The organism is Pedobacter sp. 22226 (genome assembly GCF_052045455.1).
Taxonomy (GTDB): domain Bacteria; phylum Bacteroidota; class Bacteroidia; order Sphingobacteriales; family Sphingobacteriaceae; genus Pedobacter; species Pedobacter jeongneungensis.
This window is the reverse complement of sequence record NZ_JBQEPB010000002.1, coordinates 407489-429552: the sequence shown is the minus strand read 5'-3', so window position 1 is coordinate 429552 and position 22064 is coordinate 407489. Positions and strand designations below refer to the sequence as shown.

Here is a 22064-nt window from a genome sequence, read left to right as displayed (position 1 = left end):
ATTTATTCATTTAATCACTTATTTTATTGAATGATTGAATTAGAGAATGATAGAATGTGGCTATAGCCTGTAAAACATTCACTCATTCAAAACTCCCCATTCTATCATTTAATTTAACTCTATTTGTACACCAACTCCTTTACCCACCTTCGTTCCGGCGATAATGGATTGGCTGACTACTTTTCCTGATCCCAGAACCCTGGTTTTTAAACCTGCATTTCCTAAAAGGTATAACGCATCTTTCAAGCCCATACCCGCAACATTTGGCATTACACCTTTACGCTCGTTGTTCTCCTGAAAAATTGTTCCGGCACTGGTATCTATAATATTGTAATATTCCGATTTTGAGGCAAAAAGTGGTTTAAAACCAAATGCTTTATATACTTTCTGAGTCGCTTTGCTCTGTCCTGCCTTTGTTGGCGGATTACCTGTATTCCCCACCAAGCGCTTTGGCACATCGTTGTACATCTGCATATCGCTGGCGTAAATGCGGTCGGCAATTTCCCTGAACACAGGCCCTGACACTGATCCACCGTAATAATCGCCTTTTGGATCATTAACCACCACTATCATAGAATATTTTGGTCTATTAGCAGGAAAATAACCTACAAAAGAAGCCTGATACTGCTTATTTGCCCTATATCCTTTATTTGCATCAGCTACCTGGGCCGTACCTGTTTTACCTGCGATTGGATATAGCGAATTGTAAACGTATCGCTTTCCGCTACCTTCTGTCACCACGCCTTCAAGCATTTTTTTGATCTTACTCAACGTTACATCAGAACAGATTTTATCGTTAATTACCCTAGCCTTAAACTGCTCGATCGGATTGCCCAACCTCCTGATCTCTTTTACAAAAATTGGCGCTACCATTTTGCCGTTATTTGCCACCGCGTTATACATGGTAAGCATCTTTAACGGCGTAAGCTGCATTTCATAACCGTAAGCCATTTGAGGCAGGGTCATATTTTTGTTCCAGCTTTTGTTAGATTTTGGATTCTTTACCGCCGGCATCGCTTCCCCAGGAATCTGCAAACCCATTTTTTCATTCAAATGCCAATCATATAAATGATCAGTAAACTTTATAGGGTTAGCACCATATTTACTGTTGATCAGATATGCAATTGCTGCATTTGAGGATTGTTCAAATGCTTTTTTAACAGTTACCACACCGATGCTTCCGTGAGAATCTTTAATTGTATGACCAGGGATTTTATAAGTACCCGTTCCAACCATAGTATTGGTATCAACCAATTCATCTTCCAGCAAAGCCATATATGAAGCCAGTTTAAAAGTTGAGCCCGGATCCTGGTTACCCGCAATGGCGTAGTTAAACTTTTCCTTATACACTCCCTCTTCTACTTTGGAGAAATTGGCTACTGCACGGATTTCGCCTGTAGCCACTTCCATCACAATCACCGCACCATGGTCGGCCTGCGATTTGATCAGTTGTTTTTCTAAAGCACTTTGTGCCAGATCCTGCATGTTCACATCGATGGTCGAAATAATATCGGCACCATCTTTTGGCGCTACTTCAGCCTCTTCGTTAACCGGGATATAAACCCCACCTGCAATACGCTGCATCAATCTTTTTCCGGTTTCACCGTTGATGTATTCTTTATAAGCACCTTCTAAACCTACGCCATTTTTAACATTTTCATTTTTGTAACCAATGGTACGGGCAGCCAGAGCCTGAAAAGGAAGAATACGCTTGTTTTGCTGAACGGCGATTAAGCCCCCGCTAAATTTACCGATGTTGTATAACGGAAAAGACCTGATGGTTTTAAGATCAGCATAACCCACTTTACGGTGAATCAATAAATAACGGGCACTATCCTGACGGCCCAAACGCAGATATCGGGCATATTCTTTAGGGGTTTTATCTTTAAAAAGTTCTGAGAGTTTAAAACCCAGTGAATCTACTTTCTCGTTAAATACCTTATCATCGGCAATACCACCGGCAAACATATCCATGCGCAGTTCGTATTCAGGTATAGAGGTAGCCAACAAACTGCCATCATTAGAATAGATATTTCCGCGGGTAGCCTCTACATTAACGTATCGTGTAGAAAGACTATCTGCCATAGCTTTCCATTTTTTTCCTTGTACAAACTGCACCTGACCGAGGCGTAAAAACACCGCGAAAGCAAAAAGCACAATTAAGCCAAATGCCAGATATACACGAAGCAAGATGTTTGCTCTAATATTCATCGCTTTTAACAATTATTTTTTTTGGTGGTTCAATCAGTTCTTTTATCCCAAGGGTATCAACCTTTTTAGCAACCTCTGTTAATTTGCTTTTAAACATCAGGTCGGCCTTTAGCGATTTATACTCCCATCGTAATTCTTTTACTTCTTTATTTAATTTATCAATACGGCGAACATTGTTTACCGCGAAATGGCTGTTGGCAATGTACACCATTCCCAAAAGGGCCAAAAAACACAAATAAGGCAGCGCATCAGTTGCCGCCTCTTTACTTACTAATCCATCATTAAAAAGCTTGCTGATAAATGAATTACTGTCCATTTTTTCTTCAGCAGTTTTTGGCCGTTTGGGCGCAGCTTTCAGCTCTGGTTCGGGCCCAATCTCTTCTTCCTCTATCTCTTCCCTAAACCTGTTCATATCTTTTCTGCAATTCTAAGTTTCGCACTGCGGGCCCTGTTATTCTGAGCAATCTCCTCATCCGTGGCCACAATCGCCTTACGTGTAATCACATTAAATGGCTTTTGCTGGTTTCCGAAGAAATCTTTTTCCACCTCGCCCTGAAATTTACCTTTAGCCATAAAGTTTTTTACCGGCCTGTCTTCCAATGAATGGTACGACATCACCACCAAATGACCGCCGGGCTTTAACACCTCAGCCGCTTGTTGTAAAAAATCCTCAAGCACCTGTATTTCAGCATTCACCTCAATACGCAGCGCCTGAAAAACCTGCGCCAAATATTTATTTTCTTTTCCTTTCGGGATATAAGATGCAATAGCCGATTTTAAACTGTCGATATCAGTAAAAGGTTGCTCCAAACGCGAAGTAACAATGGCACGAGCTAATGATTTTGCATTTTTCACCTCACCATAAATCCCGAAAATTTTATGCAGTTTATCTTCCGTATAGGTATTTAGTATTTCTGCAGCAGTTAAATCGCGGTGCTGATCCATACGCATATCGAGATCAGCGTTATGACGGATAGAAAAACCACGTTGCGGCACATCAAACTGATGCGAGGAAACACCAAGATCGGCCAGGATACCATCTACCTGCCTGAAACCTTTTAAACGGAGGTTATTTTTTAAGAAACCAAAATTCTGATCGATAAAAATAAAACGGTCATCAGCCGGGATATTAGCCTGCGCATCAGGATCCTGATCAAAAGCAATCAGTTTACCTTTAGGGCCAAGATGTTTTAAAATTTCTTTCGAATGACCGCCGCCACCGAAGGTAACATCCACATACACCCCATCAGGTTTGATATTTAAACCATCAATACAAGGCTGCAACATTACAGGAACATGGTAATTATTCGCCATCAGCGCCTCCTTTCTTATCGCCCATTACTTTTTGAGCAAGGCTTGCAAAATTGGCCGGAACATCATCAAAAATATCTTCGTATGATTTTTTGTCCCACACCTCGATACGATCCAACTGACAAGCCAATACCAGATCGCTACCGATACCTGCATACTCTACCAGCGATTTAGGCAAAAGCACACGGCCGGCAGCATCAAGCGAAAGCTCGGTTGCTCCACGGGTAAAAGCCCTCACAAAGGCACGGTTTTCCTGATCGTAAATATTAAGCTTGGCCAGATCGGCCACAACAGCATCCCAAACTTGCTTGGGGTAGATCACCAGATTTTTCTCAAAACCACGGTTAATAATGAGCCCATCATTCTCGGCATTAGGCAATTGTTTCTTAAGCGCAGCAGGTACCATAAGGCGGCCCTTTGCGTCAAGTTTACAATCGAATTCTCCTAAAAGTTGGGTCATAGTGGTATCTACACTTTTTATCTAGTGTAAAAGTAAAGAGTTCTACCACTTTTTACCACTTTTTACCACAAAAAAGTTTTCCACATCCTTTTTGTTACATTAAGGGCGTCACAATATACTCAGAATAAACCAATCAGCACACCTTAAAACCCATTAAACACTGATAATTAGCCGATTAAAAAATTTTATTATAAAGTGTCATGCCTGCCCATTTTCACCCATATTTTTCGGATTCTGATCGAAATCCGCTCATTTATAGCATTTAAAAGGTGGGGGATCTGCCCATTTTTCGTTCAAATATGATCTCTTTTTAAAAAAAGCAGTATGCTTTAATCATCGTGTAAATTCAGAACGATTACGCAAACGTTTGACCGGTATTTTGTCTTTTTTTATTAATTGTTTATCTCTAATTTGGATAAATAACCAATACAAAATCTCACAAATGATAACCAAAATTCTAAAAATCTCACTCCTATTAAGTATCAGTTTTTCAGTCTGCTTCTCGCAGGAAGCGGAGCCAGGCAACCTTTCTTTAAACCACATTATCCCAAAACCACTATCGGTAATAGCAGCTCAGGGCAAATTTGAGCTCAAACCCGGTACCACATTTTATTATAGTAAGGATGCATTAGCACCTACAGGTATATTTACCGCATTATTAAAAAAGAGCACCGGATTAAATTTTAAAACAGCAGCCTTAATAGAGGAAAAACAGGGTGTATTTTTTATCACGTCAGACACTCTAAAGAGTTTGGGAGAAGAAGGTTATCGGTTAAAAATTAGTCCGCAATCTATTAAGGTTTATGCCAAAACAGGCGCCGGTATTTTTAATGCGACGCAAACTTTAAGGCAGTTATTGCCTGTAGCTATTGAAGGCAAAAAGACCAATAAAGCAAACTGGACTATCCCCTGTGGTGAGATTACTGATAAACCACGCTACAGCTGGCGCGGATACATGCAGGATGTGAGCCGCACTTTTTATGGCGTGGATGTAATGAAAAAATACATGGATGTGATGGCGCTTTACAAATTAAATGTGCTCCATTTGCATTTAACCGACGATCAGGGCTGGAGGATCGAAATCAAAAAATATCCTAAGCTTACTTCAGCAAAAACGACGGTTTTCGATGCAAGCTCAAATCAACCTGCAGAAAGAAGTGGTTTTTACACCCAGGATCAGATCCGCGAACTGGTTAAGTATGCCGCAGCTCGAAACATCAGGATCATTCCGGAAATTGATGTTCCGGGACATTCGTGGCCAACGGTGCTCGCCTACCCTGAATTGGGCGTAAACCAAAACCACAAGCCGGATTATATCTTTCCGTTTTTAGATTCCTGGTCGCACTGGGGCAATCAATTCACGCCAAATACTCTGGATCCGACCAATGAAAAGGTTTACGAATTTTTAGATGGAGTTTTTACTGAACTTGCTCAATTATTTCCTGCAGAATACATTCACTTTGGTGGCGATGAGGTGCGCCATGTGCTTTGGGAAAAGGAACCACATGTGCAGGCTTTTATGAAAGAGAAGTCGTTAAAAAACACCAATGAGCTTCAAAGTTATTTTGCAAGCCGTGTTTCGGCCATTATCAAAGCAAAGGGTAAAAAACCGATTGGCTGGAACGACATTTTAAGCGATAAGAAAAACCTGACGAAGGAAACCGCAATCATGTCGTGGCTGGGTGATGAGGCGATTGCCGATGCAGCTAAAAATGGTTTTTATGCGGTGGCTACGCCTACTGATCCGTTTTATTTTGATATTACCCAGGCCGACCGCAATGACGGTACCATGACTGATCTGGCTTATGGCAATATCAATTCGTTAGAAAAAGTATATAATTACGAACCAGAAACGGGATTAAACGATGAAGAATCAAAATTTGTTCTGGGTGTACAGGCCAACCAATGGACAGCGATAACCCAGGAGCTGAAAGATATGAATGTACAAAATTTCCCTAGGCTTTTGGCGCTGGCTGAAATTGGCTGGATCCCTAAGGGAAATCGTGACCTGAACCTATTTAAAGATCGTCTTAATTTAAACCTCAGTCGTTTAGATGCGCTAAAAATTGACTATTATAAACCTGGCGGATATATTACGGGCAAATGGAAACCTGAGGAGCTGACCAATGATTACCAGAACATAGAATGGGATGTAACTAAAAAAACATATGCCAACGGGCGGATTATTGCAGGCTTTTATCATACCAGTGGGGCTAATTTTATGGAAATTAAAAAAGTGGAGTTGCTGGAAAACGGAAAGGTTGTGGTTCAGGATGAACATATAGGAATTGCTGATAAATTTAGGGGAACACATAAAACAAAGAGCTTTTTGTACCATTTACAACTGAATAACTATAACCCTAAAGCAAAATACACGTTACGGGCAAGTGTAAAAGGCATTAACGGCACAGATAGCAAAGGAAACTTCACTTATAATTTAAGCCCGTTTGATCGGTTGAATGTGATAGAGCCGAGATAGAATTCACCTCATTAAGGGCGAAATGCAACGTAGTAGAGAAATATCTCGAGGTAGATCTCTCCGTTGCGCTACGCTTCAGTCGAGATGACGACCCTTTGGGACATTATCACTTCAGAGCGATCCATAAACTTAACCCAAATAAACATCAACTTATTTAGACTGATTAAATATAATTTGCATCAATGCATATAAAACGATTTCTTTGTAATGTAATACCTTACAAATTAATACAGCGGTTAACTGCGCTCTAAAATGAAATCGGAAACTAATTCTAAAAGTTTAAACTGGGCAAAACATCAGAAAAGATGGTTTGGCAAATGGCATTTATATATTGGCATTATTGCCGGGGCAATTGTAGCTTTTATTGGTCTTACGGGTAGTATTCTTGTTTTTCAGGATGAAATTGACCGGCCCCTGAATCCGGAACTTTTCGAAGTAGTGGCCCAGAAACAAAAAATACCTGTTGAGGAAATCGTGCCCTTAATCAAAAAGAATAACCCGACATTAAAAATAGATTACCTGTTCCTTGGCGAGGTGAAAAATCCCAACGAGGCTTATAGCATTACCAACTTAAAAACAAATGAACAAACCTTTATCAATCCATACAATGGAAAAATAAGTGGGAAAAGAATCTATACCAGTTCTTTTATCCGCATAGTGACCGAACTACACAGAACGCTCCTTATTCCTGTTGCAGGCCGGTATATCTGCGGTTTGGCATCACTTTGCCTGTTAATTTTAACCATTTCGGGCCTGCGTTTATGGATCCCCAGGAAATGGAAACAACTAAAAGCAGTACTTACCGTAAGGTTTAGTGGTTCGTTTAAAAGACAGAATTACGATTGGCATAACTCATTGGGTTTTTATTCCTCTCCTATTGTAGCCATATTAAGTTTAACCGGGTTTTCCATTACTTTTTCTACATTGGTTATCCCGTTATTGTTCTTATTGAGTGGTAAATCGCCGCAGGGTGTTGCCAAATTGTTGGGCGCAAAATCGGCATGGCATGCACAGGCGGTTCCGCTTCCGCTTAAAGATATTGTTGCCGCAGCAAAAGAAAAAATGCCAAACGGCTACATAGGCGGTATGGCTTTCCCGGCAGATAAAACGGGTACCTATCGCATCGATGTAGTAAGCGGCAATTTGCCCAGGGTTGGAAAAAGGGAAATGTTAATTGTTGATCAATATACCGGAAAAACTTTATTGAATAGCCGCAAGGATTTTCCAAATGTGGGTAATGCCTATCTGAGTTGGTTAACCCCGATCCATTACGGTAGCTTTGGAGGAAGGCCAACGCAGATAATCGCTATTGTTGCGGGTTTAATGCCGCTTGCACTTTTTATAACGGGATTTATTATCTGGTGGCCGCGTTATAAAAAACAAAAGAAGGGAAAGAAAAAGCAATTGGTACTGGATGGGCAACCGGAAACTCCTGTAGCTGAAAAAGAACTAAAACCCGCGAAAATTAGATTACCATTGCCCAAACTGGGAAGGTATTTTATTATCCAGTTTAAATCGGGTTTTAAGTATGCCGGGATAATTCTTGCAGTCAGTTTTATAATGGGTGCATTATACGGACTTCCTTCGGGTATTATTATACAGCCGGCCATTTTTGTGGTGGCATTTAGTTGCGTAATGGTCTGCCTGAATTTTATATGTGCCTTATTATCTGAAATATTTAATATACTATTTTTACTTCCTTTTAAAAAAGGAAGCCATAAAGTAACCAAGTATTTTGCATTATCAACCGCTTTTTTGATTTGCTATTTAGCTGTTTATATGCTGCTGCTGAATACAGGTTTTGAAGTTTTTTAGTGTAGTTCAGGTGTCAGATGGTAATATCTGACACCATGATTCAATTCGATTATTTCGCGGGAGTAATCACAATTTTTCTAAATTCGACAGGCGCATGATCCCCCTGAAGATAAATTGGGCCGGGTTCGCCCTCATTACTATCCAATGCCCCTCCGGTAATTCCGGGAATTTCCTGGTTACTGATAATGGTTTTGCCATTGGCTACTACCGTTACCAAGCGGCCAACAAGGGTGATATCGTATGTTTGCCATTCATCCGGACCTAAAGTTACCATTTCGTTTGGAGCCAGAAACCCATAAACGCCACCGAATAATACGCTGTTGGGGTGTGCATCTTTTGGGCTGTCTTCAATCTGCACTTCATAACGGCCTCTTAAATAGATCCCGCTGTTTCCTCCTTTTGCATATTTAAATTCAACATGAAGTTTAAAATCACTAAACTTTTGTTCTGTAATCAGGTTAGATCCGGGTTTTGGGCTAGTTAAAATACCATTCTTTACAACCCATTGGTTTTGTCCGCTGGCTTTCCATCCAGAAAGATCTTTGCCATTAAAAAGATTGACCGGCTTGCCCCATGTTGCAGTTGTTCTTTTTAGATAAGGTGCCTTAACACCTTTCCAGCTGTATTGTTTACCATTGCATTCGGTCATGGTGCCCTTAATACCATCATCTGTTAAACTTCCCTCCATAATTAGGTTGGCTGTACCGCTTTCCCATTGAGGCGGAATTTCGAATTTAAACTTATCGCCGGTAAATTTTACTTCAGCAACCGGACGTGCACTTCCTGCAGTAGATACAAAATAGCCCACCAACGTTTTTACGCCAGAAAGTTTAACCTCCAGCCAGGCGGGTGCTGGTTTTCCATTTATATCGATGGTGATGTCCCATCGGCCAATCAGTTCCTTTGGCTCAGCAAGCATCTGGATGTGAGCAGGTTTCACTCTTTTTCCTGCAAATGTTTTTTCAGTTATGCCGGCCATCAGCAAACAGCTCAGGCATAACAAAAAGGCTTTCTTTCTCATAGGTTTAATATTTATTGGGTAGTTTATTATTTCTTAAGCCATCTCATTATTAATTTGATGCCTGGTAATGTTAAGAAAGGTAAAACTTATTTTGATCAGGTGCAAGTATCTGGTAAAATGGGTGAACTGAAATTTAACCAACAAAAAAGCCCTTACAGAATTTTATCTGCAAGGGCTCTTTATATCAGGATTGCCGTTTAGCCGTTAATGGCTTTAACACCAGGTAATTCTTTACCTTCCATATATTCAAGCAAAGCGCCACCACCTGTAGAAACGTAGCTTACTTCATCCTCTAAACCGAATTTAGCAATCGCAGCGGCCGAATCGCCACCACCGATTAATGAAAATGCACCGTTATCTTTAGTAGCTGCCACAACTGCATCAGCAACTGCTTTGGTACCTACCTGAAAGCTTTCCATTTCGAAAACACCCATCGGACCGTTCCACAATAAAGTTTTAGAGTTTTTAATTACATCCTGGAACAATTCAACTGATTTAGGGCCGATATCCAGTCCCATCCAATCTGCCGGAATCTGGCCTGATGTTACATCTTTTTTATCTGCATCATTTGCAAAACGATCTGCAATTACGGTATCAACAGGCAAAATCAGGTTTACCCCTTTGGCTTTTGCTTTTTCGATCAGTTCTAAAGAAAGTTCCTGTTTATCAGCTTCTAATAATGAAGTACCGATTTCGCCACCCTGTGCTTTGGCAAAAGTATAAGCCATGCCACCACCAATAATCAGGTTATCTACTTTATCCAATAATTTTTCGATCAGAAGAATTTTATCTGATACTTTGGCACCACCCATAATGGCAGTAAAAGGTCTTTCAGCATGGTTCAGGATTTTTTCTGCATTTTCTACTTCCGAAGCCATTAAATAACCGAAGTATTTTGCATCAGGGAAAAACTGCGCAATAATTGAGGTTGAAGCATGTGCACGGTGTGCTGTACCGAATGCATCGTTTACATAAACATCACCTAATTTTGATAATTTCTCTGCAAAAGCAACATCACCTTTTTCTTCTTCTTTGTAAAAACGCAGGTTTTCTAATAATAAAACTTCACCTGGTTTTAAATCAGCAGCTTGTTTTACGGCACTTTCGCCAATACAATCATCCGCAAATTTAACTTCAACACCGGTTAAAGCAGATAAATCAGTTAGGATGTGCTTTAAAGAATATTTATCGGTTGGTCCATCTTTCGGACGGCCTAAGTGCGACATTAAGATCACTGAACCACCATCTTTTAAAATTTTAGAAATGGTTGGCAAAGCAGCCCTGATTCTTTTATCATCGGTGATTTTAAATTCATCATCCAAAGGCACATTAAAATCTACCCTGATTAAGGCTTTTTTGTCTTTAAAGTCGAACTGGTCAATTGTATTCATGTTAATTATTTTGATTTTAAGTTTAATTTCATTTCGTAATGGAAACCGATACCCGGGATATCAAATTCTGGCGATTCGGTAGTAAAACCGATCTTTTTATAAAAGGCGGCCGCAGTTGAACGGGCATTGCACCATAAATAATCGGTATTGTATTCTTTCAGGTATTCGATGGCAAAAGTAACCAAGGCAGCGCCATAGCCTTTCCCCCCAGCATCGGGATGCGTTGCCATGCCACGAAGCTGGTAGCCTTCGCCCTCTTCCGGAAAAAAATCATTCCGCATAAAAGTAGCGATCGATTTGATCTCTCCGTCTTTTAAAAAACCAAGGTGAAAGGTATCGTAGGCGGTATCGCCATCAAAAACACACTGTTCTAATGGTTTACCATTGCGTAAAACCAGGCTTCTTAAAGGTAGAACTTCTTCGGGAAGAATAAATTTAACCATATTTTCTTTATCAATCAGCTTATACCTGAACTCAGGATAATGCTATAGAGTGCGCCGCAAACGTTTGCAAAGTTAATAAAGCAATTGAAACCCAATAATAATAATGGACAGAAAGTGTTAACATTTTGGATAGATAAGCCATCTGACAAACATGTAATGGTAGCAGAAATAACTAAAATTAAGATGATGGCAAACAGACCTCCAGTGTGCTTTGTTGATAACTACAGTGTATGTAATGTATTATCTAAACAGGATTAAAGTGAAAGAAGAAAACATCAAAACAACAGCCAGAATACTACTTGGGGCAGGTTTAATTGCCGCCGGAATTGGTCATTTAACTTTTGCCCGTAAACCTTTCCGGGCACAGGTACCAGATTGGGTACCGCTAAAAAAGGACGATACGGTAGTTTATTCAGGTTTAGTCGAAATTGCATTAGGCACCGCCTTAGTAATTACTCCTAAAAAATATGAAGATACGGCAGGCAAAATTGCTGCTGGCTTATTTGTTGGTGTGTTTCCAGGGAATATTTCTCAATACACCCATAAACGCAGTGCTTTTGGGCTCAATACTGACGGTAAACGTTTTTTACGCTTGTTTTTTCAGCCGGTATTGGTTTATTGGGCATTAAAATCTACAGAGAAATCTAAAATCAGGCTTTAGAAAGCAAATCAATTTTTTTCACTACATCGATTAAACGGCTGCTGTAACCATACTCATTATCATACCAGCCAACCACCTTAACCAGATCGCCAACAATAGAGGTTAACAGGGAATCGAATATGCACGAATGCGGGTTATCGATAATATCGACAGATACAATTGGATCTTCGGTGTATTCGAGCAGGTTTTTCAGTTCATTATCTGCAGCTGATTTAAAGGCCGCATTAATTTCTCCGATGGTTGTTTTCTTTTTTAAAAGACAGGTAAAATCGGTTAAAGATCCGTTTAAAACCGGAACCCTGATGCCTGCACCGCCTAATCGGCCGTCAAGCTCCGGAAAAATGTGCGTAATGGCTTTTGCGGCTCCCGTTGTAGTTGGAATAATGGAAGAAGATGCTGCCCTTGCCCTGCGGAGGTCTTTATGGTTGGCATCGTGCAGGTTCTGATCGCCCGTCATCGAGTGAATGGTAGTGATATAGCCTTCTTCTACCCCCCAGTTATCGTTCAGGATTTTGATCATTGGTGCAATGTTATTGGTTGTACAACTTGCATTGGATAATATAGGGCTTTTCAGATCGATCTGATCATCGTTAACCCCCAACACCACCATCGGGATATCATCTGCAGCCGGTGCTGAAATGAGAACCTGCTTAGCTCCTGCTGTAATGTGCTTTTCGGCCGCCTGTCTGGTTAAATTTTTACCGGTACAATCGATCACCACATCCACCCTCAATGCCGACCAGGGTAATTCATCGGCCTCTTTTATGGCAAATACGGGGATAGAAAGCTCACCAATCACCAGTGCATCCGGCTTAGCCGAAACTTTATCAGCAAATACGCCATGAACCGAATCGTACTTAAATAAATGGGCCATTGTTTTTGCATCTGCCAGATCGTTAATTGCCACCACTTCGAATCCCTCAGCCAATGCCAAACGTAAAAATGTTCTTCCTATTCTACCAAAACCATTTATTGCCAGCCTCATTTATCTTAAAAATTAGAGCGCAAAATTAGTATTTATTTATGAAAGCAAAGCCCTTATAATGTAAGATGGAAAAGACATGATAAAAGGGTTTAAAAGGTGGCAAATTTGAGGTAACGGCTGAATTATTTCTTTGCCTTTTGTAATAAACTTAGTGTGAGCACGCTATTAAAAACCATACAAATACCGATAATCATCAGGATTAAAACAAAGTTTCCCAAATCCTGTAGTGCAATGGTTGCAGCAAGAATAATAATGTTAAACCCTACAGTGGAAACAACAATCAAACTTGGCTTTAAGCCCAGTTTTTCTAAACGGTGGTGAATATGATTACGGTCGCCTCTGAATGGCGATTTACCTTTTAATATCCTGATGGTAAAAACCCTTAACGAATCGAATATAGGTACAATTAGTATCGATACTGCAATTGCAGGTGCAGAATAAAAGGCCGGGTGATTTTTGCCTGTAAACTTATTAAGTTCTATAAATTTAATGGCCAATGCGGCAGAAATAAGACCAATAATAAGTGCTCCGGTATCTCCCATAAAAATCTTCGCCGGGAACCAGTTGTATTTTAAGAAACCACCGATGGCCCCTGCCAGTGCAAATGCAATGAATGCGTAAGGAATCTGTCCCATTAGCATAAACAGCACCCCAAAGGTTAAACTGGTAAAAATGCCTATTCCACTTGCCAGGCCGTCTATACCATCAATCAGGTTAAATGCATTGTTCAGAAAAATAATCAAAGCTATGGAAAACACGCCTCCCCAGATGGGTGCCATATCTCCAATACCTAATACACCGTACAGGCTGGTTAAACGAAACGCGCCAAAAAACACAAGTATAAAGGCCACCACAATTTGCAGAACAAATTTAGTACTGGTATTGGTTCCGTAAACATCATCTTTTAACCCGAGGGCGGAGAGAATAATGCTGGATGCAATTAAAAAGTTAGCTTCTTTAAAGTTAATGATGGAGGAAAAAAGAAGAATACTGATGGTAAAACTTCCTACAATGGCCAAACCACCCAAACGGGAAATATTACGCTTATGGGTTTTTCGGTGAAGATCATTTTTATCGAAAAGCCCATATTTTAACGAGGTATAAATTACACTCGGAATACTTAAAATTACAATGGAAAAAGCCAGTATAAAAATGGCAAGATAGAAATAACTGGGATGGGTATTTAGTACACGCTCTAACAAAACTTGTGGGACTTAAAGCAAATATAACTATAGTAGTGTTAACTAAATGAAAGCAATAAAGGTTTTACATGATAAATATCAAATTTCAGAACGCCCTATACTACTAAAACTGGCTGATTTTACTTAGTTTCTTTTTAAGCAAAACTAAGAGTGCATTTGATAAGTTATTCCTCCTTAGTGCCTTGTAATCATTTATAAACGCATAAAATCTGCTTTTTAAAGATTGATTACTTACCCCTCCCATCCGCATATTAACCATTAATACCGGCATATGTACCGCTTTAATTCTATGGGTATAAAAATAACGTAATATAAGTTCGTAATCTGCTGCTGTGCCTAAATCGAGGGCGTAATCTCCATACTTTTCAAATAAAGTTCTTTTTAAATACAAAGTGGGGTGAGCGGGCATCCATCCTTTTTTAATTTCTTCAGCTGTTGTTTGTCCTGATCGCCATTTCCTTACTATTTTGTTTGTTATAGGGTGAATGTAATCCAGATCGCCATATACTCCATCTATCGCCGGATTAGTTATAAATGTTTCTGCTACTGAAGCGAGTATATTGATATCTGCAAACATATCGTCTGCATTTAATATTCCGATAATATCACCAGTAGATTTTCGAATCCCTTTGTTAATCGCATCGTAAAGTCCCTTATCTTGCTCTGAAACAAAATAATCGATATCAGACCGGTTTCGTTGAATGATGCTGAGTGTCTGGTCCGTCGATCCCCCGTCGATGACAATATATTCTATATCAGAATACGTTTGTGCAATCACTGACTTAAAACATTCTTCTAAAAATGTTTCACCATTATAAACTACAGTGATCAGGGATATTTTCATGTTACCAAATGGGATTCTTTGGCTTTCTTGTTGGGATGAAGGCAAAAAATTGAGGTAAATATAAGAAAATACAATATCAACCCGAATGTTAAAGCCGATCTGAAATCACTAAAATTTATTTCTTCTTCTGATTACGAATATACCGAATATGCTTGCAGCGGCGCCAAAGGTCCAGGAGTAATCGTCGAGGTTGCATTCGACCATGGTAAATGTTCCTTCTGAACCGTACCGAAAACTTCCCAACAAACATATCTTGATGCCAAGCAAGTCAACACCTAGTGTACCATCACAGATTACGCACGATGCTGCAGTACTACTTGGGGTCCAGCTACAGTAATTAGCAGATAAGGGTGTTGATGGAGATTTGTTATATAACTGGGATGTACCAAGTATTTCAAGTGCATTAGATGTATAAACACTATTATAATAAGGAATTAAACACCCTGTTGCTGATCCTTGAGCTAAAATGTTTTTAACGCTAAATAGAAATAAGATAGCAAAAACTAATCTCTTCATCACCTATCAATTATTGATTTGTGATAAAATTAGCCAGCTGAACTGATGAATTAGTTGTTCGTTTTATTCAACTACAAAGTGAACATTAATTAAGAAATGTACTATGTAACCTAACACTATCATTCTTTTTAAGAATAATTTTAATATTGAATCCACCCAATATCAGTTACACCACTGCACTTCCCTTAGAGGGAAGATCAAAAAAACCAACCCCATATTTCCTGATATAGAAGAAGCCTCCAATTCCTATTAATACAAAAACAATAACTGCATGGTTGTCGATAGGCAACGAATTGGTGCCGCAGTATGTAGAATTGTTCACACTATACGTTGCCAAGTCACCCTGTGTATAGCCGCCTCCATTAGATACAAAACAAACTTCTCCAACCTGGGTATATTCTCCATATTTACTATTGATTACACCACAATGATATCCATCACCCTGGGTATCGTTATATATATCATAATTACTGGAATTGTTATTGTAAATGTGATATAGCCCGTTACTCGTTCTTGGGTTTGCTCCCCAATTAAATGGGTTACCATCAGTGCTATAAGAAAAATACAATCTGGCTGGTGAACCTTGGATTACACAACCATAGTTTGGACCTGGATCTGATGCAAAACTTTTTAAAGAAATAATAACAAAAAGTAAGAACGGGATATAAAAACTATGTTTCAATTTATAAGGGATTAACAAAAATTCGATTGGCGACTACGCGTTCAGTAAATAACAAAAAACAAACAAATCGTATTACTACAACTACAAAAATAGACCTAATTTACACTTGAACAAAATGAACAATAAACGAAATCAGATTGATATGACAATTGCATCTACACAGATTAAACAGAAAAATCCAAAAAGATAGCCCTATTGGATAAATACGCATGAAATGGTTTTAGAGGAAGATTTTTAGCAAAATTAAGGCTTGATTTTTATCAATAACAAAATGCTGATTTACAGATTTTGATTTTATAAATCGAATAAATCATGTCACAAAATCAAAAGATTGGAAAGTATTAATTTAGAAATTATAATAATAACTAATCTTCAGTATAAATGCTTTTTTTGAGAAGGATGAGGCTGAAATATCAACAATTTAAGATGCTGCTAATGAAGGAAAACCACATCTTTTCTTAGCATGTAGATACCACCAATTGCTGAAAAAAATAAAAGAACTATACTATAGCTATCAAGGGGAAGTCCGCAGGGAGCCGTAAATGTATCAGAAATTGCATAGATCTGTCCTGTTTTGGTAGATCCGTTTAAGGTACAGGGACCTAAAGATGGACCAGAAGTTGCGAGATAAGTGTGTGGTCCGCATACGCCCTCCCACCAAACAAAGTTATTTCCATTTCCAGTGTAAAATTGAGTAGAAGTTTCATGGTTATTAAAAACCTTACTATAAGTATCAAAATTTAGCACTAAACATCCTGTTTGGGCCACAGCGCCGAAAGAAGTAGTAAGCAAAATTAAAAGTAGGGATAGAATCTTCACCATTGCCAGTACAATTTTACACAAATGTCCTAAAAAGCATTTTAAAAATACCAAAATGTAAATAAAATCATACGAAAAATATTTTTTCGATCATTATTTATGAGTATCCGATATTTAATATTTTCTTAATATTATGGTTTAAAGATTATAACAAAATCTAAACAGGCTGCGCAAAGGATAAAAACCTGTTAACTGTAGTTTTCGTTTAAAATCTTATATTTGCAAGCATAGTCGTTTATTTCCAGAAGATGAATAAATTTATCGGTATAGCCGTTACAATAATTTGTACGGGTTTGTTGTGGAGTTTAAGCTGTTCAGCATCAATCCCTATCAGTTCAGTCCCTCCTCCACCTAATGGTTGCCTTGTTGGTGGCAGAATGTACACCCGATATATCAAGACAGTATATGAATATGATCCAAATGATGCATCAAGAGTTAATGAGTATCGCTATATATTTAGTGATGATACTTCTGCCCCTGAAAGCTGTGTAAATGGCGGAAGTGATTTTTATGGCCCAAGTCCTGGTGGTTCCGGTACAGTTGCAATTGGTTGTGACATTAATAAGCTCGATTACGCATCAACGGTACATAATCCATCAAAATCCGGCTTTACAATTGTATGCCCATTGGATACAAATATTTATCTATTACTATTATCTTCCTCAGTGCTTGTTTTTTTTCATTTCAAAAGAAATAATATGAAAAACGTTAGCTTGGGATAAAATTTTTAAAATATTAATAAACTTTTAGTGAACTAAGCTGCCCAATCTTATACGGCTTTGCGTCTTAAATGATAAAACGAATAAATAACCGGGAACAATCCAAATAAAAAAATGTAATCATCAAGTGGTAATAGTAAATAGCTGAACGTTCGTTTTCCTCCAATTCCTCCATCACCATTATCAATATAATAATGTGAATTATCGGCACATACAAGTAAGGTTAACCCTAAATCCTTATATATACATCCATTACTGATGTAGCAGGGCGAAGCGCCGAGTACATTATTATCAGGACATGTATAGGTTTGCCCCAAAGCTAAGTTCGAAAACCATAAAAAGAATAAAATGAATAATGTATAAGCCCGCATAATGTATAATGTCTTCATCAAATACAACCGTAAGTTGTAAACATGCTAACTCAATTTTTCTGATTAGATCAAAAGAACCGTTGTAATCATGTATTCCTACATTATAAGCGGGATAGTACATCAATATAAGCATTAAATATTTAAATTAATCAGCCCGATGGAGGGACATAATATCGGATAAGCCCGAAATCATTTTCCCATTAATTTTTTTTTGAGCATCTTTAACCCATATTTTGCGTGTATTGCCATGGGCAGTTACTATATAACATCCCGATTCTTGAATATGATCCCAACAAAAGCAATTATCAAATTTCTTTGCATCTTATCTGTTTGCGCAATGTTTGTAAGCTGTGCTTCGAGGAAAGAACATAGTCTGTTTAATGCGCCAAGTGATATTGTTACCGACACTATTAAACAGGTATATGTGGTAAATGATCAGGGCATTAGTGATGCTTACTATAAAATAAAGGTGAATGATCAGTTGGCCATCCGAAATTTACAAAATAAAGAATTTGGTGCCACAGCCTCTACTAACAGCGGTACAAGCGGTAATCAGACAGCGGGTGGAACCATCAATAATACCCTTTCTTATTTAGTTGATATTGATGGCAAAGTAAACCTCCCCGCTATCGGAAAAGTAGAGGTAATAGGCCTGAGCAGAAGGGATGCTGCTATAAAAATACAGGACTTATATTCGAAACAATTGCTACGCGACCCTATTATAGAACTCAGTGTGGTAAATTTAAAGGTTACTTTATTAGGTGAATTTAGCAAGCAGGGAAATTTTTTACTAGAAAGGGAAAACACCACCCTTATTGACATTATTGGTGAAGCAGGTGGGATAAATAAAACAGCCGATCCTAAAACGCTTAAAATTATTCGTGGTGATAGAAGTCATCCGGAAATTATTTATGTCAACCTGAACGACATTAACAGTTTGGCAAGCAAAAAGCTTGTGCTTCAAAATAACGACATCATTGTACTTCAACAGACCAAAAGTGCTGCGCTTAGCGAGAAACTAACCAGTGTAAACAATATTGTACAACCCTTTCTTGTAGTAGTCAATTTAGCAGTATTAATCTTTACCCTTACCCGCTAATGGATAATACAACAACAACCGAAAACAGGAAACTAGCCAGCCAAACCATTAATTATTGGAAAATTACCTTAATTTTCCTGAGCAGATGGTATTGGGTTGCCGGAACGGTACTGATCAGTTTTATCCTGGCCTGGCTGTACGTGCGTAGCATTACCCCTATTTACATTACTTCTGCTTCGCTAAAATTAGATGGCGATCAGCAGCAACAAATGGCTTCACTTCCAGGTTCACCTGTAAACTATCGTCCTTTTAATCAAAATCAGATACAGACTGAAGGGATTATTATGCGCTCGGAAGATGTGATTTTAAATGCCTTAAAAAACCTCGATTATAAAATCAGTTATTATCTTGAAGGACGTGTACGGGTGACAGAACTTTATCCTAAGCAGCCTTTTCAGGTTGATATTTTAACTCAGGATTCTGTTAATTTCAGCAGGGCTACCTATTCTGTTAAACCCGTTGACAGCAAAACTTTTGAGTTATCGAGCAGCGATGACAATAATAAGGTTTTCAAAAAATATCATTACGGTCAGGCCATCAATGCCGGAAATATGGTGTTTACTGTTAAAAGCGAAATTCCATCTGCCGGGAATTATAGTTTCAAATTCAATGGACTTAGAGATTTATATGGCAGAGCTGCAGGAGGATTAAACGTATTTGAACAGGAGAAAAATACGAATATTATGGGCGTTACCCACACAGATAGTAACCCGGTTTTCTCTGCGAATGTACTTAATGAAATTATAAAACAATATGTAAAAAATGATGCGACACTTAAGAAAAGGTCGGCCAAACAAACCATTGATTATTTAGACAGCCAGATTGCCTTTTTAGATGCACAAGTAAATAAATCGGGGAATAAACTTTCTAGCTTTCAAAGCAATAACAAACTCATAGATCCAAATAGCGACAAGCAAATTAGCAGTTCTAAACTTGGTAATTTACAAAACCAGATTGCTGAGCTACAGCTGCAGGAACTTGGCATTCAACAACTAGAAACTCAGGTAAAAAATAATAAAGATCGGATTCAACTCAACCTTAATTTAGAAGGCACCAACAGCACGCTGTTAACAGGCCTGATAACCCAACTTAACGGGCTTATTATAAACCGGGAAAACAAGTTACAAAACTTTAATGCCGATGCTCAGCCCATCCAGGATATTAACAGGCAGATTAATGAAGTAAAGCAGGCCATTGTAACCAATATCCGGTTGTTGCATGAGCGCAACCAAAAAACCATCAGTTATATTAACGGACAGATTGGCCAGGCCAATCAGGCACTTAGCAGCATACCAGCCAAACAAAATGATTTCGCCAAGTTACAGAGCAACTTTGATATCAATCAGAGGATGTTCTCCATGTTGTTTGAAAGAAAACTTTCAGCACAGATCAGCTCTGCGGCAGTAATATCCGGCGCAACCATTATCAGCGTGGCACAGCCTTCTTTTTATCCTATTTCCCCAGTCCCTAAAAAAATCTATTCTTCTTACCTCTTTATGGGTTTATTTTCGGGCCTTGGCTTAATTTTACTGGTCAGGATTTTAAATCCTTACCTCTACGATATAGAAACCATTGAAGGCTTAACTACAACACCGATTATCGGGGTAATTTTAAAATATCCCAAAAAAGTTCAGCCGGGCGAAAGTGTTTTGTCAATAGAGCGGCCAAAGTCAATATTTGCTGAATCGGTTAGGTCTGTGAGAACTAACCTAAGCTTTATGGCAAGCGACAAAGATACCAAGGTAATCGCTATTACTTCTGAAGTTTCGGGTGAAGGGAAATCATTTGTAAGTTTAAATCTTGCCGGAACACTTTCCATTATTGAGAAAAAAGTAATCATCATAGCTGCCGATTTACGTAAATCAAAACTTCATCATGCTTTTGGTTCCGATAACAGGATTGGCCTGAGCAGTTATTTGTCTAAACAGGCCGGTTTGTCCGATATTATCTTTACCGACGAAAGGCACAACATTGATTACATTACCTCCGGGCCTGTACCGCCAAACCCTTCGGAGCTTTTGCACCACAAAGCAATGGAAACATTACTCGAAAAACTTAGGGAAACTTATGAGTATATCATTATAGATACAGCACCTGTTGGTTTGGTATCAGATTCAATCCCATTGATTAGAAAAGCAGATGTTAATCTCTTTATTATCCGTTCGGGTGTTTCTAAATTCAGGGCGGCAACCATCCCTGATCGTTTATCAAAAGAATACGGGCTTAACAACATTGCCATTATATTAAATTCTTTTGGTGATGAGAAATTACATGCCAATATCTATACCACTAACTACGCCCATAGCAATACCGGAACATATTATTATTCGAATTATACCGGTTATGGAAAAAGTGGCTATTACGATGATGAGAAGAGCTGGTGGGAGTTTTGGAAAAAGAAATAAGATTGAAAAGGTAAGAAGGATGATGGGAGATCGAAATAAGATTAAGTTTAATGATTGATCAAAATTACAGGTGGTATCCGGTTTATACGCGGTCGAGAGCAGAAAAAAAGGCTCATGAAGAATTAAACAGAAAAGGGATTTTAAGTTACTTACCTCTAAAAAAGACAGTTAAACAATGGAGCGATCGTAAAAAAATCGTAGAGGAGCCCTTGATTAAATCGTATCTGTTTGCGTATATTTCGGCTAAAGAATATGCAGAAGTTTTGATGACCAATGGTGTAGCCAGGTTTATTTATTTCTCCAGCCAAATCGCCCCTATCCCTGACCAACAAATTAATGATCTTAAACTCTTACTTGCTACAGATACCGATCTTGAGCTGATCGATTATGATATAAAACCAGGAGAAAGGGTTTTGATTAAAGCCGGGCCTTTTAAAGGAATAATTGCCGAATTGGTATCTATACAAAATAAACAGCGTATTATTTTACGTTTACAAAATATGGGCTATTCAATTAACATCAACACATCCGTAGCTTTTGTAGAACCGCTATAGAAATGTAAAAGATTGGATAGTGATGTGGAGATAGGCTGAGGAGGAGTTAATTTAGCAAATACTGATGCTTTAGCAT

General features: G+C 38.6%; 20 protein-coding genes. 7 read left to right on the top strand and 13 right to left on the bottom strand.

What is annotated here, in order from left to right; translation table 11 throughout:
• Positions 1-108: 108 nt before the first annotated feature.
• Genes ACTJKC_RS05250 through mraZ form a run of 4 tightly spaced genes read right to left on the bottom strand, consistent with a single transcriptional unit; the run spans position 109 to position 3982 of the window.
• Positions 109-2211: a penicillin-binding protein gene (locus ACTJKC_RS05250; RefSeq protein WP_440790598.1), complete on the bottom strand. Its 2103-nt coding sequence runs from the start codon at positions 2209-2211 to the stop codon at positions 109-111.
• Positions 2201-2623, bottom strand: coding sequence for an FtsL-like putative cell division protein (locus ACTJKC_RS05245; protein ID WP_025144488.1), 423 nt, complete (start codon positions 2621-2623; stop codon positions 2201-2203). The genes ACTJKC_RS05250 and ACTJKC_RS05245 overlap by 11 nt, the downstream gene beginning before the upstream one ends.
• Entirely contained in the window at positions 2620-3525 is a 906-nt protein-coding gene (rsmH, locus tag ACTJKC_RS05240) for a 16S rRNA (cytosine(1402)-N(4))-methyltransferase RsmH (RefSeq protein ID WP_440790597.1), read from the bottom strand. Before rsmH ends, ACTJKC_RS05245 begins: the two co-directional genes overlap by 4 nt.
• Positions 3515-3982, bottom strand: coding sequence for a division/cell wall cluster transcriptional repressor MraZ (mraZ, locus tag ACTJKC_RS05235; RefSeq protein ID WP_025144486.1), 468 nt, complete (start codon positions 3980-3982; stop codon positions 3515-3517). The genes rsmH and mraZ overlap by 11 nt, the downstream gene beginning before the upstream one ends.
• 442 nt (positions 3983-4424) lie before the next feature.
• On the opposite strand from mraZ, the gene ACTJKC_RS05230 reads away from it, so the two are divergent.
• Both ACTJKC_RS05230 and ACTJKC_RS05225 read left to right on the top strand, forming a co-directional pair.
• Complete coding sequence (locus ACTJKC_RS05230) at positions 4425-6461, top strand: beta-N-acetylhexosaminidase (RefSeq protein ID WP_440790596.1); 2037 nt, start codon at positions 4425-4427, stop codon at positions 6459-6461.
• Positions 6462-6713: 252 nt separating this feature from the next.
• Positions 6714-8276: a PepSY-associated TM helix domain-containing protein gene (locus ACTJKC_RS05225; RefSeq protein ID WP_440790595.1), complete on the top strand. Its 1563-nt coding sequence runs from the start codon at positions 6714-6716 to the stop codon at positions 8274-8276.
• 49 nt (positions 8277-8325) lie between these two features.
• Here ACTJKC_RS05225 and ACTJKC_RS05220 read toward each other — a convergent pair whose 3' ends face one another.
• The 3 genes from ACTJKC_RS05220 to ACTJKC_RS05210 form a co-directional block, all read right to left on the bottom strand.
• Positions 8326-9297 (bottom strand): 3-keto-disaccharide hydrolase, encoded by a 972-nt coding sequence (locus ACTJKC_RS05220; RefSeq protein ID WP_440790594.1) that lies wholly within the window; start codon positions 9295-9297, stop codon positions 8326-8328.
• 197 nt (positions 9298-9494) lie between these two features.
• Positions 9495-10688, bottom strand: coding sequence for a phosphoglycerate kinase (locus ACTJKC_RS05215; RefSeq protein ID WP_440790593.1), 1194 nt, complete (start codon positions 10686-10688; stop codon positions 9495-9497).
• Positions 10689-10693: 5 nt separating this feature from the next.
• On the bottom strand, positions 10694-11131 hold the full coding sequence (locus ACTJKC_RS05210; protein ID WP_440790592.1) for a GNAT family N-acetyltransferase: 438 nt from the start codon (positions 11129-11131) through the stop codon (positions 10694-10696).
• Between the two features lie 259 nt (positions 11132-11390).
• Here ACTJKC_RS05210 and ACTJKC_RS05205 point away from each other — a divergent pair, with 259 nt between their 5' ends.
• A complete protein-coding gene (locus tag ACTJKC_RS05205) occupies positions 11391-11792 on the top strand; it encodes a DoxX family protein (protein WP_440790591.1) in 402 nt (133 codons plus the stop codon).
• On the opposite strand, the gene gap is transcribed toward ACTJKC_RS05205, so the two are convergent.
• From gap to ACTJKC_RS05180, 5 genes are all read right to left on the bottom strand, one after another.
• Positions 11782-12777 (bottom strand): type I glyceraldehyde-3-phosphate dehydrogenase, encoded by a 996-nt coding sequence (gene gap / locus ACTJKC_RS05200; RefSeq protein ID WP_440790590.1) that lies wholly within the window; start codon positions 12775-12777, stop codon positions 11782-11784. The genes ACTJKC_RS05205 and gap overlap by 11 nt on opposite strands.
• A gap of 122 nt (positions 12778-12899) precedes the next feature.
• Entirely contained in the window at positions 12900-13979 is a 1080-nt protein-coding gene (locus ACTJKC_RS05195; protein WP_440790589.1) for an MraY family glycosyltransferase, read from the bottom strand.
• Between the two features lie 103 nt (positions 13980-14082).
• Entirely contained in the window at positions 14083-14823 is a 741-nt protein-coding gene (locus tag ACTJKC_RS05190) for a glycosyltransferase family 2 protein (RefSeq protein ID WP_440790588.1), read from the bottom strand.
• Between the two features lie 682 nt (positions 14824-15505).
• Complete coding sequence (locus ACTJKC_RS05185) at positions 15506-16021, bottom strand: hypothetical protein (RefSeq protein ID WP_440790587.1); 516 nt, start codon at positions 16019-16021, stop codon at positions 15506-15508.
• A gap of 432 nt (positions 16022-16453) precedes the next feature.
• The gene (locus ACTJKC_RS05180; protein WP_440790586.1) at positions 16454-16843 is read right to left on the bottom strand and encodes a hypothetical protein; all 390 of its coding nucleotides are present in this window, start codon (positions 16841-16843) and stop codon (positions 16454-16456) included.
• Positions 16844-17088: 245 nt separating this feature from the next.
• Between ACTJKC_RS05180 and ACTJKC_RS05175 the strand changes: the two genes are divergently transcribed.
• Positions 17089-17562: a hypothetical protein gene (locus tag ACTJKC_RS05175; RefSeq protein ID WP_440790585.1), complete on the top strand. Its 474-nt coding sequence runs from the start codon at positions 17089-17091 to the stop codon at positions 17560-17562.
• A 47-nt stretch (positions 17563-17609) separates the two neighbouring features.
• On the opposite strand, the gene ACTJKC_RS05170 is transcribed toward ACTJKC_RS05175, so the two are convergent.
• A complete protein-coding gene (locus ACTJKC_RS05170) occupies positions 17610-17948 on the bottom strand; it encodes a hypothetical protein (RefSeq protein WP_440790584.1) in 339 nt (112 codons plus the stop codon).
• Positions 17949-18267: 319 nt separating this feature from the next.
• Between ACTJKC_RS05170 and ACTJKC_RS05165 the strand changes: the two genes are divergently transcribed.
• From ACTJKC_RS05165 to ACTJKC_RS05155, 3 genes are read left to right on the top strand one after another with little or no spacing between them, the layout of a single operon-like run.
• Positions 18268-19029 (top strand): polysaccharide biosynthesis/export family protein, encoded by a 762-nt coding sequence (locus tag ACTJKC_RS05165; RefSeq protein ID WP_440790583.1) that lies wholly within the window; start codon positions 18268-18270, stop codon positions 19027-19029.
• A complete protein-coding gene (locus ACTJKC_RS05160) occupies positions 19029-21434 on the top strand; it encodes a GumC family protein (protein ID WP_440790582.1) in 2406 nt (801 codons plus the stop codon). Before ACTJKC_RS05165 ends, ACTJKC_RS05160 begins: the two co-directional genes overlap by 1 nt.
• A 50-nt stretch (positions 21435-21484) precedes the next feature.
• Complete coding sequence (locus ACTJKC_RS05155; protein WP_344848932.1) at positions 21485-21988, top strand: UpxY family transcription antiterminator; 504 nt, start codon at positions 21485-21487, stop codon at positions 21986-21988.
• Positions 21989-22064: the final 76 nt, after the last annotated feature.